This is a genomic window from Simiduia curdlanivorans (assembly GCF_030409605.1).
Lineage (GTDB): Bacteria > Pseudomonadota > Gammaproteobacteria > Pseudomonadales > Cellvibrionaceae > Simiduia > Simiduia curdlanivorans.
Genome location: NZ_JAUFQG010000004.1, coordinates 1,241,244 through 1,258,417 on the forward strand (window position 1 = coordinate 1,241,244; position 17,174 = coordinate 1,258,417).

At 50.2% G+C, this 17,174-nt stretch carries 13 protein-coding genes; 8 read left to right on the forward strand and 5 right to left on the reverse strand.

The features are described 5' to 3' along the window. Nucleotides 1–479 precede the first annotated feature (479 nt). The gene (locus tag QWY82_RS05695; RefSeq protein WP_290260583.1) at nucleotides 480–683 is read left to right on the forward strand and encodes a hypothetical protein; all 204 of its coding nucleotides are present in this window, start codon (nucleotides 480–482) and stop codon (nucleotides 681–683) included. Nucleotides 684–695: 12 nt separating this feature from the next. On the opposite strand, the gene QWY82_RS05700 is transcribed toward QWY82_RS05695, so the two are convergent. Next, on the reverse strand, nucleotides 696–1,283 hold the full coding sequence (locus QWY82_RS05700) for a HutD/Ves family protein (RefSeq protein WP_290260584.1): 588 nt from the start codon (nucleotides 1,281–1,283) through the stop codon (nucleotides 696–698). Between the two features lie 228 nt (nucleotides 1,284–1,511). Here QWY82_RS05700 and panC point away from each other — a divergent pair, with 228 nt between their 5' ends. Further along, nucleotides 1,512–2,363, forward strand: a complete 852-nt coding sequence (gene panC / locus QWY82_RS05705; RefSeq protein ID WP_290260585.1) for a pantoate--beta-alanine ligase — start codon at nucleotides 1,512–1,514, stop codon at nucleotides 2,361–2,363. 8 nt (nucleotides 2,364–2,371) lie between these two features. Then, nucleotides 2,372–2,752: an aspartate 1-decarboxylase gene (gene panD / locus QWY82_RS05710; RefSeq protein ID WP_290260586.1), complete on the forward strand. Its 381-nt coding sequence runs from the start codon at nucleotides 2,372–2,374 to the stop codon at nucleotides 2,750–2,752. Nucleotides 2,753–2,770: 18 nt separating this feature from the next. On the opposite strand, the gene QWY82_RS05715 is transcribed toward panD, so the two are convergent. Further along, the gene (locus QWY82_RS05715) at nucleotides 2,771–3,355 is read right to left on the reverse strand and encodes a c-type cytochrome (protein WP_290260587.1); all 585 of its coding nucleotides are present in this window, start codon (nucleotides 3,353–3,355) and stop codon (nucleotides 2,771–2,773) included. Nucleotides 3,356–3,429: 74 nt separating this feature from the next. Then, nucleotides 3,430–4,989 (reverse strand): response regulator, encoded by a 1,560-nt coding sequence (locus QWY82_RS05720; protein WP_290260588.1) that lies wholly within the window; start codon nucleotides 4,987–4,989, stop codon nucleotides 3,430–3,432. Nucleotides 4,990–5,234: 245 nt separating this feature from the next. Here QWY82_RS05720 and QWY82_RS05725 point away from each other — a divergent pair, with 245 nt between their 5' ends. Continuing rightward, entirely contained in the window at nucleotides 5,235–8,228 is a 2,994-nt protein-coding gene (locus tag QWY82_RS05725; protein WP_290260589.1) for a TonB-dependent receptor, read from the forward strand. 628 nt (nucleotides 8,229–8,856) lie between these two features. After that, nucleotides 8,857–9,675, forward strand: coding sequence for a PhoH family protein (locus QWY82_RS05730; protein WP_290260590.1), 819 nt, complete (start codon nucleotides 8,857–8,859; stop codon nucleotides 9,673–9,675). Nucleotides 9,676–9,849: 174 nt separating this feature from the next. Here the strand turns inward: QWY82_RS05730 and QWY82_RS05735 are convergent, their stop codons facing one another. Continuing rightward, nucleotides 9,850–11,061: an ammonium transporter gene (locus QWY82_RS05735; protein ID WP_290260592.1), complete on the reverse strand. Its 1,212-nt coding sequence runs from the start codon at nucleotides 11,059–11,061 to the stop codon at nucleotides 9,850–9,852. A gap of 231 nt (nucleotides 11,062–11,292) precedes the next feature. Here QWY82_RS05735 and QWY82_RS05740 point away from each other — a divergent pair, with 231 nt between their 5' ends. Both QWY82_RS05740 and QWY82_RS05745 read left to right on the forward strand, forming a co-directional pair. Beyond that, on the forward strand, nucleotides 11,293–11,811 hold the full coding sequence (locus tag QWY82_RS05740; protein WP_290260594.1) for a TrmH family RNA methyltransferase: 519 nt from the start codon (nucleotides 11,293–11,295) through the stop codon (nucleotides 11,809–11,811). A gap of 72 nt (nucleotides 11,812–11,883) precedes the next feature. Continuing rightward, on the forward strand, nucleotides 11,884–12,384 hold the full coding sequence (locus tag QWY82_RS05745) for a DP-EP family protein (protein ID WP_290260595.1): 501 nt from the start codon (nucleotides 11,884–11,886) through the stop codon (nucleotides 12,382–12,384). Here the strand turns inward: QWY82_RS05745 and QWY82_RS05750 are convergent. Beyond that, nucleotides 12,365–14,911 carry a serine/threonine-protein kinase gene (locus QWY82_RS05750; protein WP_290260596.1) on the reverse strand — a complete coding sequence of 849 codons (2,547 nt, stop codon included), beginning with the start codon at nucleotides 14,909–14,911 and terminating at the stop codon, nucleotides 12,365–12,367. The genes QWY82_RS05745 and QWY82_RS05750 overlap by 20 nt on opposite strands. A 240-nt stretch (nucleotides 14,912–15,151) precedes the next feature. Here QWY82_RS05750 and acs point away from each other — a divergent pair, with 240 nt between their 5' ends. Then, the gene (acs, locus tag QWY82_RS05755) at nucleotides 15,152–17,086 is read left to right on the forward strand and encodes an acetate--CoA ligase (RefSeq protein WP_290260597.1); all 1,935 of its coding nucleotides are present in this window, start codon (nucleotides 15,152–15,154) and stop codon (nucleotides 17,084–17,086) included. Nucleotides 17,087–17,174 lie beyond the last annotated feature (88 nt).

Genomic DNA, 17,174 nt, shown 5'->3' on the forward strand with positions numbered 1-17,174 from the left:
CGTTCTGGCCAAATAAGATAGTGAAACTGCAAGGTGATTATATGCCCTGCGTGCGTTGCAGGGGCGTCTCATCCGCTTTTTCAAAACCACTGCGCCTTGCGAGAGCGTCCTCGCAGAACGCGCTAAGTTCACTGTTTGAGTTTGGGTGGCATGAAGTGCGGCTTTGAACGCTTTGCGTTCTGGCCAAATAAGATAGTGAAACTGCAAGGTGATTATATGCCCTGCGTGCGTTGCAGGGGCGTCTCATCCGCTTTTTCAAAACCACTGCACCTTGCGAGAGCGTCCTCGCAGAACGCGCTAAGCTCGCTGATTGGGTTGGTAGATAGCTGATTAAATATATTGCCCACCAACCTATTTTCGCTTGAGCGCTGCTGTATCAAACTGAATAGGCGCATCCTTCTAGCCTGTGGCGGCCTGGCCCCCAAACTTCTCACGCCCTCGCACTATCGGCGTCTTTTTACATTCCAGAGGTGATGACTATGAAAATTGTTGCCGTTTTATTATGCGTTTGGTTTTTAGTGGCTTGTAGCTCGGACAAACAAGTAGAGGCGGATAGACCTGAGGGGGCGATACCTCAGGCGCAGCTTCAGGCGTTGGAGAAGGCTAAAGCGGTTGAGCAAACCTTGCTGGATGCCGATGCGGCGCGGCGGGCTAAGGCCGACGAAGCGACCAGCCCCGAGTAGCAGGGCTAAGGCTTAAAGGCCGGATAGGTAGATCAGAATAAAGCACTCACCGCTGAGCGACCACTCGCCGGCGGAGGGGTCTTCAATCTTTAGCAAATGGCCGGCTGGCAGCGAGTACTCGTCTTCACCTATGCCTTGGCGCAGGGTTAGGGTGGTGCGATGGCTGTAGGCAAAGCAAAAGCGCTCTTGCAGTATGTCGACCTTGCTCGGCGTTTTATAGGTGTGCAAGCGGGCCTGATAGCGGTGGCTCTTGGTGACGATATTAAAGTCGGTAATGGGGCCGTCAATGAGCTTGCCGTGAGTTTGCCAGCTGCCGTCGAAATCGGCGAAGGGTAGGTCGCCGCTCAGTTTTTGGCTATGGCCTATGGCGTGCTCGAGAATGATACCGTTGCCTTCAAGTACCACGAGTGTGCGTTGGTAGCCGGTGAAGTCGGAAAATGGGCCGTCTTCTTCCACTTGAGCAATGCTGATGCGCCAATCGAAGGATTGAACCGTATCGCCTTCGCTGATGGCGAGCTCCAAGGTAGTTCCCTTGCCGTTTTTCCAGGGGATTTCTTTGAAGTCTTCTGGACCGAAAATTTCAATCATCGAGCTACTCACTTGCTTGCGCCCTACAGGGGGCGTTCGACTCAAACTCCGTTAGTCCGCAATCCTACCACTCATTGCTGAGCTGTTAATCCTATTTCATGTAAAAAAACACACGAATAGTAGGCTTTCGGGGCGATCCCCCGTAAATTATCGAATATTCGTTCCGTTTTTGCTCATAGTGTTCAAACAATCGTTCTAGTATCATCTGCGCGTTTTAAAAACACCTGTTGAGGCCACCTCATGCGAATTTTTCATCAAATCCAGTCGTTGCGCGATGCACTTAAAGCCGAGCGTGGCACCGGCAAGCGAATCGGTTTTGTGCCCACCATGGGTAATTTGCACGATGGTCACATTGCGCTAATTAAACAGGCGCAAACCGCCTGCGACGTTGTTGTCTGCTCCATTTTTGTCAACGGGCTGCAGTTTGGCTTGAACGAAGATTGGGATAAGTACCCGCGCACCTTCCGCGAAGATTGCGACAAACTCAAAGCGGCCGGCTGTGATTATCTGTTTAACCCAGACGATAACGAAATGTACCCTAATGGTTTGGATACCCAAACCCGCGTAATCTGCCCAACCATGACCGACGTGCTGTGCGGCGCCAGCCGGCCTGGGCACTTCGAAGGGGTGACCACCGTGGTCACTAAGTTGTTCAATATTGTGCAACCCGACGAGGCGGTTTTCGGCATAAAAGATTACCAGCAGCTCGCGGTGATTCGGCGGATGGCGGAAGATTTGTGCATTCCTATTCAAATCACCGCGGCGCCTATACACCGCGAAGCGGATGGCTTGGCGATGAGTTCGCGCAATTCCTATTTAAAGCCTGAAGAGCGCACCAAGGTGTCGCAATTACAGGCCAGCTTGCAGTGGGCTGCGGCACAAATTAAAGCCGGTGAAAAGGATTTTGATGTGATAGAGCTGGAGGCAAAATCGCAAATTATTGCCGCTGGTTTTCGACCAGATTACTTCTCGATTTGTAACAGCAAAACCCTGGCACAAGCGGCGCACGACGATAAAAACATTACCATTTTGGGGGCGATGTTTACGCAGTCTGCGCGACTCATCGACAATCTTTCCATCGAATTGAATTGAGGTACGGCATGTTAACAACGTTGCTAAAAGGTAAGCTGCACATGGCCAGCGTGACAATGGCGGAGCTTTGGTATGACGGCTCTTGCGCCATCGACCAAAATCTTGTCGAACTGGCGGGCCTGAAAGAATTTGAGCAAATTGATATTTATAATGTCAGCAATGGCGAGCGCTTTACCACCTACGTGATTTTGGCCGAGCCGGGTTCTGGCACCATCTCCATGAACGGCGCCGCCGCTCGACGGGTACAAAAAGGCGACCGCGTTATCATTGCAGCCTATGGCCAGTTTACCGACACCGAGGCCGCCGTGCATAGACCCAAGCTTGTTTACTTAAACGCCGACAACAGCGTTGAGCGCTCTACCAATACCATTCCTATGCAAGTGGCTTAACCAGTACTGCTCATGGGCTTAAGGTTTTTGATAGACCCCAAAATACACATGGGGTTTATCGCTGCTTTGCCCCTCTCTAACTCTCTGTGGTACTTGATGTTGTACCGGTGCGAGGCTCTTCAAATAGTGTGCAATGGCGCGCGCATCAGGGTCGGATAATTGTGCGTAAGCGGCCCAGGGCATAACGGCCGACTGACGAATACCGTGGCGATCTTCACCGGCTTTCAGCATTAACACTATGTCTGTCTCCGACCAATTGCCTAAACCTGTACCTGGGTCTGGGGTTAAATTCGGCGGAAAGACGATACCGGGTTTGGCGCTCCTTAACGGGTTGCTCGTGGCTATGCCTGTGTCTGAACCAGCCAGCAAAAATTTTGAATTCGAATTACCTGTTAACGCGCCGTCGGTATGGCAGGTGCCGCAACCTAATAGCGTTACAAGGTAAGCACCTTTGAGACTGAGTTCAGTCGGTTGTGCGGCTGGTGTTGGTGCCGTTTGAGCCGTGTCTGGGTGTCGCTCGATAAAGGTCGCGTCAGTCGCGTGCTGAGCGCAAGCGGCGAGAGAGATGAGCGTGGCAGATAGGATGACCTGACTAAGCTTCATAAGAAGACTCCTCTAGTTCTTCTTAATTTAGCCGGTATCTGGCGCGATTATATTGATGTGGCGCAAGTGCTGATTTATCGTTTGACAAAAATTTGCGCTATTTTTTGCTCCAATACATCGTAGGTAAAAGGTTTTGTGACATAGGCGCAAATACCGGCCGATAACACTTCTTCTATGCGTTTCTCACTACTGTAACCGCTCGATATGATCGCTTTAATAGCCGGGTTTATCCGTTTCATGGCCTCAAATAATTGTTGCCCATTCATTTCTGGCATCAGCATATCCAGCACCACTAGATCGAAATCTCGCCAGTGATGTTGGTAGTGTTCAAGTGCGTCTGTCGGCCTGCCAAAGGTACAGACTTTATGGCCGTGTAAGCTAAACAGCTGCTCAGAATAGGCCAGCACCATGGCTTCATCGTCGACAATGAGCATGGACACTTGAGGCGCGTTAACTTTGTTAACCACGGCCATTTTCGACGAGGTGGGCGGTTCGCCTAGGGGCAATAAAATCTCGAACAGGGTGCCCTTGCCCGGTGTGCTAATGCAGCTGATTGCGCCGCGATGTAAGTGCATGGTGCCGTAACTTGTGGCTAAACCCATGCCCATACCGGCACCGCTGCTGACGCCCTTGGTAGTAAAAAATGGCTCGAATATATGAGAAATAATATCTTCATCCATGCCATTGCCTGTATCTTCAATGCGCAAGCGTAGGTATTCACCCGGTGGCACTTTGAACTCGCCCACATGAATCAGCGAGGTTAGTGATACATTTTCCGTGTTAATAGTCAGCTTGCCACCTTTGGGCATGGCGTCTCGAGCGTTGAGGCAAAGGTTGAGCAAGGCATTTTTAATTTGCGTCGCTTCACCGAGAAAATAAGGTGCTTTGGCGTCTAGCTGCGTGGCTAGTTCGATGTTGCGTGGGAAGGTGTGTTTAATGATGGACGTGGTGTCGGCAACTAAATCGTGCAAGTTGCATTGCTTAAATTGGTAGGAGCCTTTGCGTGCGAAGGTCATGAGTTGTTGGGTAAGGTTTGCCGCAGAGGTGGCGGTACTAATAATTCGCTTGGCCTGCTGGCCAACTTCATCTTGAGACGAGATTTTTTCGATAATCTCGGCATAGCCGATAATACCGTGAATTAAATTATTAAAATCGTGTGAAATGCCGCCGGCCAACTGGCCGATGGCCTGCATTTTTTGCGCTTGCCGCAGCTCCTCTTCGAGTAGCCGTTGCTTGGTGATATCCGAACCGATACTTAGCGCACCGATGGGCTCACCCAGCTCGTTGAGCAAAATTTTATTGGTCCAATTTATCCAAACTCGCTCGCCGTTGCGCTTGACGTTTTCGTTAACATTCAACGCGTATTTTTCGGGGTTCTGACAGATGTCATCCATCAGTGGCCTCAGGTCTCGCCCCGTTGTTTCACCTTCGGGCACGATAGTATCCATGACATGTTTGCCAATAATTTCTTCGGCGCTGTAGCCGAAAAACGTTTGTGCGTATTCATTGAAGAAGGTGATGATGCCGTCGCGATTCCAACGCAAAATAATCGCATTGGCATTTTCCACCAATTCTCGATATCGCTCTTCGCTGGCTTTTAGTTGGCTGTAGAGTTGGGCTGATTCCCGGCTCATGGTCACCTCTCCCTAGGCAGTGCCCACGTATAGTAGCAGCTTGTTCTGCCCGGCGTTAACCGCCAATTAACGCGAATGAACGAATTCTACCTCTTTGATAAATAAGGTTTTTCTTATCTGTTCGCCAGGCTATTGGTGCACCGGTGCAATATTGTGTGTACATTATACTGAATATTGTATACAGTTTTCTTGTCGGTTTTGATACGCGACATCTCATCGGTTAACAATAAGAAAGAGGATTCATCATGCCTAGCGGCCAAAACAACGCCTGGGGCTGGCGCCAGTCCGCCCTCGCGCTCGCCATAGCTTCAACACTTACCATTAGCCCCGTCTTTGCAGCGGAAACCAGCAGCGGTTCGCTCAAGGGCGTGGTTACCAACAGCAGCGGTGTTGCAGTCAGCAACGCCAGTATTCTTGTACGCCATAAGGACAAAGGCTTCACGCGAACCATTAACACCAACAGCCAAGGGCAATACATGCTGCGTAACTTGCCCGTGGGCGAGTACGAATTGGTGGTGAGTAAAGACGGCTTCGGTGCAGTCTCGGCCAGCTCTGTGGCGATTCAGGTTGGCCGCTCGGCGATTTACGACGGCCAGTTGATCGCCGTCGGCGTCGATATGGAAACCATCGAAGTGCTTGGCACCATGCGCCGGCTAGTGGACACCGGGTCTTCGACAGCGGGTATTGTGGTAACGCAAGAGCAGCTGGGTATGATGCCCATCAACAATGGCTTTGAGGCCATGGCCGTGTTGGCGCCAGGTGTTTCGAGTTCCAGCCAGTTTGGCGCGTCAAGTTTTGGTGGCTCATCCTCTGCGGAAAACATCTATTATCTGAACGGTTTAAATGTAAGCACTATTCGCCGCGGTATCGGCTCTCTGCCGCTGCCTTGGGAGGCAATCGAGCAAACCGAAATTAAAACCGGTGCTATAAATCCGGAATTTGGCGGTGCGCTGGGTGGTGTCATCAACGCTGTGTCGAAATCGGGTGGCAATGAATTTGATATTGGTGGCAGCTATCGCATAGATCCTAACGCAACCAGGACAAGCCACGATTCGGTATTTGAGGCTGACGGTCAATACGCGATTAACACTGAGAGAGATGCCGAAACCTACCAAGAAGTCAATGTATGGGCCAGCGGCGCGCTCATCGAAGATCAGTTGTTTTTTTACGGCCTATATAACCCACGCAATACTCGCGATGAATGGGCATCGGGCGGCACCTATTTCGATAGAAACACAGACGAAGATCGCTGGCTGGTGACGTTAGATTACCAGATCAACGAAAATCACCGCGTTGATGTTACGGCCATTAATTATGAGCGCGAAGGCGATTACGACAGTTACGCCTATACGCCTGCCGATGATGAAATTAATGGCCTTAACGGCAACACCAAATTTGCCAATGGTGGCCAGGTTTATGGCGCCCATTACAGCGGTCAATTAACCGAGGCTTTTTCGGTCGATGTGGTTGCAGGGCGCACAATCGAAGAAGTTTACAACCGCGCCAGTAATGATTTACCGGGTGTGTGGGATTGCCGCAACGGCAATTGTATCGCCTACAGCAGCCACTCTGATTCCAACATTGTTGAAGAGGAATATACCCGTGATCAATTCAAAATTGATCTGCGCTATGACCTTGACAATCACTCGCTGCAAGCTGGCATTGATGCCACCATGCTCGACGTCGACTATCTAGAAACGCAAAATGGTGCCGGTACTGCAAGAGGTTGGTGGAGTATTAAAGTCGCGGGTTTGAACGACCTTTCAGGCGCGCCACAGGGCGATACCTATATCGAAGAGCGCCGTCGCGATACCGGTACCAGCTCAACCGTGTCGAGCCAAGCATTCTACTTGCAAGATTCTTGGCAGGTAGCGGACAACTGGTTGTTAAACATCGGTGCACGTTACGAAAGTTTTGAGAACACCGTTACCGGCGGCGAAAAATTTGTCGATACCAGTGGAATTTCCCCGCGCTTGCAAGCCATTTGGGATGTTAATGGCGACGGCGATACTAAAGCGTTTGCATCCTTTGGCCGCTACTATCAGCCTGTTTCTGCAAACATGAATATTAAGCAGGGTGGCTATCAGCGGGAAACATTCGAGTACTATCGCGTTGATCAAGTGGATGCCAATGGTCGACCCGTACTGGGTGCCGACGGCGCGCCGTCCCATGGCGACGCCTATCGCGACACCTATGTGCGCCAAGCCGGTATCGTCGAACCAGAGCTGATTGCGGACAATGATCTCGAGGGCATGTACAGCGATGAGTTTACGCTGGGCTTCGAATCGGTGGTTATGGACGGCATGGTGTTTGGTATGCGCGGCGTCTATCGGGATTTAAAAACTTCCATCGAAGATACAGACATGGCGCCAGTATTGGCAAAATATTTTGCCGAAAATGGCATCGCAGATAACGTAGGGCAAGGCTCCTACTACGTGTTGCACAATCCCGGTGAGGATGTGTCCATTCGCTACGATTTTGATCAGAACGGCGTTATTGAAGGTGCAGAAAACGTAAAACTTTCTGCTGCCGATATGCAGCTGCCCGATCCGAAGCGCCGTTATCTCGCCTTAGAAACCACTTTTAAAGGCCAGTTGCTCGACAACCTCTACATTGATGCATCTTACGTTTTATCGCACAGCTACGGCATGACAGAGGGATTAGTGCGCACCGATAACGGTCAGGCCGATCCGGGTTGGACTACCAGCTATGACTATGGCGATCTGATGGATCACGGCGATGGCGATCTGCCTAATGATCATCGCCATGCGTTCAAACTTGCAGGCTACTATGACATTACCGACAAGCTTACCTTGGGTATGGTGTCGTCATTAATGTCGGGCGCACCGACAAATTATTTCTCGGTTCACCCTCAAGGTGTCGATAGTTGCGCGCCGGGTAGTGCTTGGGAGGCGTGTATCTCGCGCTACTATGGCGAAGCCTCTTTCTATGATGAGAATGGCAATCCAGCACCGCGCGGCTCGGCGGGTCGCTTAGATTGGCTGTTTAATATGGATTTGTCCTTAGCCTACGGTTTAGAACTCGGTGTTGGCAGGGTTGATATTAAAGGCACGGTTTACAATGTGTTTAATAGCGATACCGCAACGGCCATTAATGAGCAGCGCTCCATCAACAGTGGTAGTACGGCTAACGGTTTGGCGCTAAATCCTAACTATGGCTTGCCAAGCGTGCGCCAGAGTTCCCGCTTTGCATCTTTAGAAGTTCGTTACGAGTTCTAAGTGGGTTAAAGCCATCGCGACACGCTCAAGTGAGCTTGTCGCGATGGTCGAGTTTCCTCATTGATCAGATTAATGCTGCATCAATTTAACGTGCATGGCTGCCAACACCTTTAGCTGTGCACTTTTTTGTACCGCGTCGGTCAGATTGTGGTGCGGAAAAAATCTACTTTACAAACGTTAATTTTCGTCGCATATTAAAAGCAACAGTAAGACGCAAGCTGAAATGACTTAAACCTGATGTTCGCGCTAGAAAGATGTCGCAGAAAATTTGGGTTTGATCGCGAGGCGTTCTTGCCGCTCCATTGGCCAAGCGCCTCCTGTGTGAAACTCTTCACGCAATTGTCATCTTCGCTCTGCATACTGGAACTTCATAAATTACTTTAAGTCTTTGGCTGGGTAATACGCAATTCATTGTTTTCAATTAAAGGGAGGGTGTGCGTTCTTGTTGTAAAAGCGGCGACACAAATGCCCTATTTTCGGTTGTGTCACTGTTCCAAGGTTTTAACATTGCCTTAATGTTTTAAAGAAGCAGCGTTACAGAGTTTATGCAGCTAGGGATTTCGGCGGCAGAAAAGATAATTTCAGCATTGGCCGGCCCTGTTACTTGAAACCAATGGAGTCTTACCTCATGGCGAAAAGATCGCAAGCGCGACGCAAAAACTACGACGAACAATACTCAGATAAAAAGCAAAAGAAAGGTAGCCGCAACGGCCGCAAGCATCAAACCAGCCATCACAGTAATATTGTCGAGCTCAACGCTCACTACAACACCACCGACACAGCCTACTCAACTCAGCGCTCCAATCAGCCACTCAAAGCTCGAACGCCCGCCCAGCAAACCTACATTAACGCCATCAAAAATAATGCGCTCACCTTTGGTATTGGCCCAGCCGGTACCGGAAAGAGTTACTGCGCCGGCGCCTTGGCCGCGCAGGCTTTAGAGTCAGGCGAAGTAGAGCGCATCATTATTACCCGTCCTGCCGTTGAAGCCGGTGAAAATCTTGGCTTTTTGCCCGGTGGGCTGGATGAAAAGTTTGCTGTCTATATCGACGCCTTCCGCGACATTCTCAATGAGCGCTTGGGCTCTGGCACGGTAGATTACTGCTTGCGTCACGGCCGAATTGTGGCAGCACCGCTGGCCTTTATGCGCGGAAAAACCTTCGACGAAAAAACCTTTGTAATCTTAGATGAAGCGCAAAACACCAGCCTCGCGCAAATGAAAATGTTTTTAACCCGCATTGGTGAGCGCTGTAAGGTGGTTATTAATGGCGATATCAAGCAGAGCGATATTCGTGGTAAGAGCGGCCTAGCCGACGCGGTCAATCGCTTGCAGGGTGTCAACAATGTGTTCGTACATGAATTCGAACGCGCTGATATTGTGCGCAGTGGTTTAGTGCGGGAAATTATCGAGCTCTACGAGCCAGATGAAACCGAAGTGGAAATGTAGTCGAGCCGGGTCTGCAGCGATTTGATTCTCGCTTTGAATTTAACTGAGTTCAAAAGTAGCTTTAAATTAGTTCCTAAGTAAATCTAGCCAGCTGTAAACCTAACGTTAGACCGGCGATAACTTGGTGAAAATAAAAAAGGGGAAGCTCTGCTTCCCCTTTTTGCGCGCTCTTAATTAATCGTGCGAGGTTGCGCCGATTTTATGGATAGACAGATCCGCGCCATTGAACTCGTCCTCTTCGCTAAGGCGAATGCCGGAGACTAGATCGACGGCTTTGTACACCAGATAGCCGCCGACCAGCGCGATAGATATACCGAGTAGCGTGCCGACTAGCTGAGATAAAAAGCTAACACCGCCAAGGCCACCGAAAGACTCAAGGCCGAAAATACCGGCGGCTATACCGCCCCATGCGCCACACACGCCGTGTAGTGGCCAAACGCCTAACACATCATCCACCTTGTGCCAGCGGTTTTGAATGAAGGTAAACAGTAATACAAAAATGCCGCCGGCCACAGCGCCGGTGAGCAGGGCGCCGATGGGATGCATTAAATCCGAGCCAGCGCAAATAGCTACAAGGCCGGCGAGTGGGCCGTTGTGAATAAAGCCGGGGTCTTTTTTACCCACAATCATCGCCACCAAAGTGCCGCCGACCATGGCCATCAAGCTGTTCACCGCCACTAAACCGCTGATGCCCTCCAAGGTTTGTGCGGACATGACGTTAAAGCCAAACCAGCCGATGCATAAAATCCAGGCGCCAAGGGCTAAGAAGGGAATGTTTGACGGCGCAAACGCAACCACATTGCCATTGCGCACGCGGCCGTTGCGAGTGCCTAAAATAATGATCGCGGCTAAGGCGATCCACCCACCCACCGCATGCACGACAACGCTGCCGGCGAAATCGTGGAAGGGGTTGCCGAACTGCTGGGTGAGCCAATCTTGCACGCCGTAATTACCGCCCCAAATCATGCCTTCGAACAGCGGGTAGACCAAGCCAACCACGCAAGCTGCCGCAATTAACATGGGGTAAAATTTCGCGCGCTCGGCCACGCCACCGGAAATGATCGCGGGAATGGCGGCGGCGAAGGTTAATAGAAAAAAGAATTTCACTAATTCGTAACCATTATTTTGTGCCAGCGCCGTGGCCGAGGCAAAGAAGTGGGTGTCGTAGGCGACGTAATAGCCGACGAAAAAGTAAACCAGCGCCGAAACGCCAAAATCCGTTAGAATTTTTACCAAGGCATTAACTTGGTTTTTCTGTCGAACCGTGCCCACCTCTAAAAAGGCGAAACCAGCGTGCATGGCAAATACCATGATGGCGCCGAGTAAAATAAAATAGGTGTTGGCACTTGAAACTAAAGTTTCTACGGCACTGTTAAGTGACTCCATTTGCGTCTCCTGCGGTCTAGTTTGGTGCGGTTTTCAAAGTAGGCACAAAGTTGGTGCTTTTGTGGCGTAGTTGAACCTGCATAGTTTTATTTTATCTTATTGATTTTTAAGTGTTTTCTGTGGCGATAGCCAAATGCGAACATAATAGAGCAAAAAAAATGCCAACCTGCACCAAATTGGCGCGTCTCGCCCGTCAACGTGCAGCCTTACTCATCCGTTCAGCGTGAGCCTATGTACCCAGATTCAGACCAACAGCTCGGCCATCAAGATCATCACCCCGTCGCACAGCGGCGCTCGATCTCCGTGGTCATCCAAAACTTTGCGGCGCCGGCCAATGTGGGCGCCGTGTTTCGCAGTGCCGATGCCTTTGGGGTGGCCTGCGTCTACCTCTGCGGCGATACCGTAGCGCCGCCCAACACCAAACTGCGTCGGCTTTCGCGCGCCGCAGAGAAGTACGTGCCTTATAAAGTGGTGGCAGATGCGGTGGCGTTAGTGCAGCAATTAAAAGCGCAGGGGCTGCAAATTATCAGTTTGGAAATTACCGCCAATAGCTTGCCCTTGGCGGATGCGCGCTTAACGGAGCAACCGCTGTGTTTAATTCTGGGCACCGAAGACGAAGGTGTTGCGCCTGAGTTGCTGGCCCTGTCTGACTTGGTGCTTCATATCCCCATGAGTGGCTACAACTCGTCGCTCAATGTGGGCAGTGCCTGTGCGGTGGCGCTTTACGAATTGACCCATAAAGCTAGCTAGCTCTGGGCGAGACGCGCGAGCTGTGGCACACTCGGGCGGCATGTAAATTTTACAACAAAGGAGTGATGTTTTATGGCTAGCTTAGCTGTGATAGACCCTATCAATGTACCCGTTGGCGGTATCGCCACACTGCAACTGCAATTAGTACCACCCTTTAAAAATACCGACCCTGGGCGCCCAGAAAATTGGAGCATCTTGAATGAGGCGGGCGAAGTGGTTGATCCGAATAGTTTGAGGATCGTGTTCAGCTCTGATTCCTGTTCATTTCAGCGTATGCGTGAGCGCGCAATTATTATGGTCACGCTCACTACGGCGGGCTCTGATAAGGATGATCGCTTCAAGTTTTTTGGCAATGGACTTGAATATGCCGAAGATAAAGAAGATGTGAATGACGATGTGACAACGGATTTGACCAAAGATGGTCAGACGCTTGTGTTCACTATCCAAAATCAAGGTGGCGTTGAGTCGACGGTTGATTTTGGCTTTTTAGTGTCGCGGAAAAATCGTCAAACGGGCGAGCTTCATATATTTGAGGGGCCTGATCCAATATTGATTATTGAGCGCCCTCGATAACAGGTGCTGCTTCGGTGCATGGGGATTTTGCTTGTGCATCGAAGAATAGTGTTTGAAAACGCTCATCGATACATAAAGCATTAAACCAAGGAAAATTATACCATCCAATGTGATAGCCCATTTCAAGGCTGCTATGAACTCTGATCATTGCGTTGTCTATGTCCTTTTTGGCAGAAAAGTAGAGGGCTTCGGCATATATTAAATCTGCATTCTCCGGCTCTAGTTTTTTTGCCTCTTCTAAGTCTTTATGCGCTTCTACCAGATCGCCTAGATGAACACGTATAGTCCCTTGTAGTATGAGGCTTGAAAGGTCTGATACATCTTTTGAGTATTTCAAACTCATGTTTAGGTGGTTTTCAGCTTCTTTTATTTTATTTTGTGCAAGATATATTTCCCCTAGTGTGTGCTGCTTCTTTGGGTCAAAGGGTGCAAGATCGACTGATGCTATTGCGCTTTGCGTGGCAGCGCTGAGGTTGCCACTAAGAAAATACGCTATTGAAAGATTGTTCAAGTCATTTGGATGCGATGAGTTTTTTGCTATTTTTTTATATGCCTCCGCTGCAGTTTTAAACTCTCCCCGTATCATGGAAATCGCCGCGAGAAAGCTATTAGTTTTTCTATGTTCAGGATTCAATTCTAGTCCATTGCGCAAAGTGGTAATCGATTCATTCAATTTTCCCTGAGCATATTGGCAGTAGGCAATAGAGTAGTAAATGTCAATGGATTTTCGAGATGCAAGTAGTTGAGAAAATAATTCTTCTGCCCTAGAAAAATCATTTTGATCCAGCGCTAATTTCGCTTTAAAGCGATAATAAGTGTCGTATTGATTAAATTTTTTTAATTCTTCTATTTTTGTATTGGCAGCGTCTAGTTGCTTTAATGCTGCTAGCATTAATATTTCCAGCTCGATGCTTACTTCCGGATCGATCAAGTTTTGATTGTCTCGAAGTATGTCAGAAGACTTTCTAAGGAAAGTTCCGTCGTTAGTTACATCGTAGTGTGATATTGCTGCATCAACCAGTAGCCTGTATCCAGGAATGAATGCGGGATTATTTTTTAACTCATCAATCAATTCGAAAAAATCTTCCGAAGATAGTGAGCTCGTAGTGTCGTATTTTTCGGCGATTTCCAAATAAATTGAATAACTTTTCTCATTTAAAAGTTCACGATATTGCGCTGTGCTATCGAACAGTTTTAAGGTGTTGTGCCAAGTGGTAAAATAGGCGTCTTGTGTGGAGGACGTATGAACCGCCCAAGATTTACGTTGGGCTACGTTCCAATTCGGCGCCGTTAGCCTTTCAATCGTAATGTTGCAGCGGGTACCTTGGCAGCTAAGCTCGGATCGTATAATCGAATCTGCACCCGTTTGATCGCCAATAGTGGCTAAGGCATCTGTTTCATTCCATTCGCTCTGATCGATAAGCTCGGTGCTATTGGTGCTTAATAGCGCCGACCGCATGGTATCGAGCACCGTGAATGCGATCGTCTTGTTGTCCAAATCGGACGTTACGACAGGTTTTAGTACCGCAACATGTTGTTTGCCTTCAAGCGACAGCGATGCGACTAGTGCGAGAGAGCCAGCGGCGATGAATACCAGTGTGGTTATTATTATGGCATTTAGGGAGCTTGTGTTTTTCCGATTTGTTTCAATCAACACCGTTTCAACCTTCTTCACCGGCAAGGGCTTAAAGGCGACTGCCATGTTTGCGGCAGTGGGCCGGCTCTTCGCCTTTTTTTGCAAGCTCTGTTCAATGATCTCTGCGACCTCTTGGCCGCGCTCATCGCTTTCTACATTGAATTTAAAAGGCGCAGGAGCTCTGTACAAGATACTGTGCAGCAGCGTATCTGTGTCGCTGGTGTCGCCAAAAGGGTGATGCCCGCACAGCAAGCTATAGGCCAAAATACCAAAGGAAAACACATCGCTTGCAGTGGTTAAATCTTCACCAACTGCTTGCTCGGGGGACAGTGAGCCAGGGCTGCCAACAAATTCGCCCGGCAAAACTTGGCTGTCGTGAATGTTGGTGTGCTTGGGCTGGGCTTGGTGCCGTGCGATGCCGAAATCCATGATTTTTACCGCGCCGTCTGCGGCAATCATGATGTTTTCGGGTTTCAGGTCTCGGTGAATAATGCCCTTGGCGTGGGCGCAGGCTAAGCCTTCGGCAATTTGCTTCAGCCAATCGAGCCGCTGATCGAAATCTATGGCGTCTGAATGCAGCTCGTCACTATTAAGTATGTCCAATAGCGTTCGGCCACACACATATTCCATCACCAGCGCGGGCACGCCATGCCAGTCGATAAGATCGTAAATTTGGACAATATTGGTGTGGTTAATCTGAGCTAAGAGTTTGGCTTCTTCCTGAACCGCTTCTACCCAGTGTTCGTTAGCGCGGTTTTGCCGGATACACTTGATGGCAACTTTGCGATTTAAGCGCTTATCGTACGCCAAATACACCACGCCCATACCACCTTTTCCAAGAATGGATTCGACCTCGTAATTGGCGGCATTATTGAGCGGAATTGGGTTCATGCGTGGCGTCAAATTGGGTTATTTTTATTTTCCCTATGTCGTCATGTGCCCACGTCCTTGTGCTGCCAAAATAGGTGGCAGCAGGAGCAAAGGCTAACTTACTGTGCCAAGCCTTGGGTTGCAACGGCAAAGTTGCAAACCCTAGCATTTAGACCATTGGCTAATAGGTATTTAGGTGCAAGTTGTTATAGTGGTTGACTAACAATAGGGTGCACAACAATTAGATCGGAGTTTATGTACATGTCAGACGTTAAAACTTACCCCATCCCCAATAATTTTGCCGATGCCCATATCACAAAAGCAAAATATGAGGCCATGTACGCGCGTTCAATAAACGAGCCAGACGCGTTTTATCGCGAACAAGCTGCACAATTTTTAAGCTTTTCTAAGCCTTTCGACTCAGTGTGTGAGGCGAACCTTCTTAAGGGCGAAGCGAATTGGTTTGCCGGTGGCCAGCTTAACGTGTCGGTGAATTGTATCGATCGACATTTGCCTGCGCGCGCCAATCAAACGGCGTTTATTTGGGAGGGCGATGACCCGAGTGTGGCGAAACATATTTCCTACGCCGAGTTACATGAACAAGTGTGCCGTTTAGCCAACGTTTTGCGCGCGCGCGGCGTCAAGAAGGGCGATCGGGTGTGTATCTATATGCCCATGATTCCAGAGGCGGCCTACGCCATGTTGGCCTGCGCCCGCGTGGGTGCTATTCACTCGGTGGTGTTTGGTGGCTTTTCGCCCGACGCTCTGAAAGATAGAATTTTAGATTCCGACTGCAAGGTGCTGATCACTGCCGATGAGGGCTTGCGCGGTGGTAAAGCAGTTGCGTTAAAGGTTAACGCCGACAAAGCCTTGGCGTCTTGCCCCAATACCCACACTTGCTTGGTGGTTAAGCGCACTGGCGGCAAGGTGGCTTGGGACGATAGCCGCGATGTTTGGTATCACGAGGCAGTGGCGGGTGTTGCCGCGCAATGTGAACCAGAGCCCATGGGTGCGGAAGACCCCTTATTCATTTTGTATACCTCGGGTTCCACCGGTAAACCGAAAGGCGTGTTGCACACCACGGCGGGCTATCTTTTGCACACGGCCATGAGCTTTAAATACACCTTCGATTACAAGGAGGGTGAAATCTATTGGTGTACCGCCGATGTGGGCTGGGTGACGGGCCATAGCTATATCGTCTACGGCCCCTTGTGCAACGGTGCCACCAGCTTGATGTTTGAAGGCGTGCCCACTTATCCCTCGGCTGCGCGCTGTTGGGAGGTGGTGGACAAGCACAAGGTGAATATTTTCTACACCGCACCGACGGCCATTCGCGCCCTTATGGGAGCCGGTAATGACTTTGTAACCAAGACCTCGCGCAAGAGTTTGCGAGTATTGGGTACCGTGGGTGAGCCCATTAACCCAGAGGCGTGGGAGTGGTACTACCACGTGGTGGGCGAAGGCCGCTGCCCCATCGCCGATACCTGGTGGCAGACTGAAACCGGCGGCCACATGCTGACGCCTTTACCTGGCGCCATCGCCACTAAGCCGGGCTCGGCGACACTGCCCTTCTTTGGCGTGCAGCCGGTGTTATTGGACGGTGAAGGCAAGGAAATTAACGGTGTGGGCGAGGGTAGCCTTGCCATTAAGGCGTCTTGGCCCAGCCAGATACGCTCTGTTTATGGCGATCACCAGCGCATGATCGATACCTATTTCAGCACCTTCCCCGGTTACTACTTCACCGGTGACGGCGCCCGCCGCGATGCCGATGGTTACTACTGGATTACCGGACGCGTGGACGATGTGCTTAACGTCTCTGGTCATCGCATGGGTACGGCAGAAATTGAAAGCGCCTTGGTGCTGCACGACAAGGTGGCGGAGGCCGCGGTGGTGGGTTGCCCGCACGACATCAAAGGCCAAGGCATCTATTGCTATGTGACTTTGATGGCCGGCACCGAGCCGAGCGATGCGCTGAAGAAAGAGTTGGTGGCCTTGTGCACTAAGGAGATTGGCCCCATCGCCAAGCCCGACATTATTCAATGGGCGCCGGGTCTGCCAAAAACCCGCTCGGGCAAAATTATGCGCCGCATCCTGCGCAAAATAGCCGCCAATGAGATTGATAGCCTAGGCGATACCTCAACCCTCGCCGACCCGTCAGTGGTTGACGAGCTGATCGAAAATCGAGCGAATCGTTAATATTTAATCCAAAAACGGCGGCTAGCCGTAGTAGTTTTCGCACCCTCGGGCAGCTTTCGTTGCTCGTACTCTGGGCGGTCAAATTGAC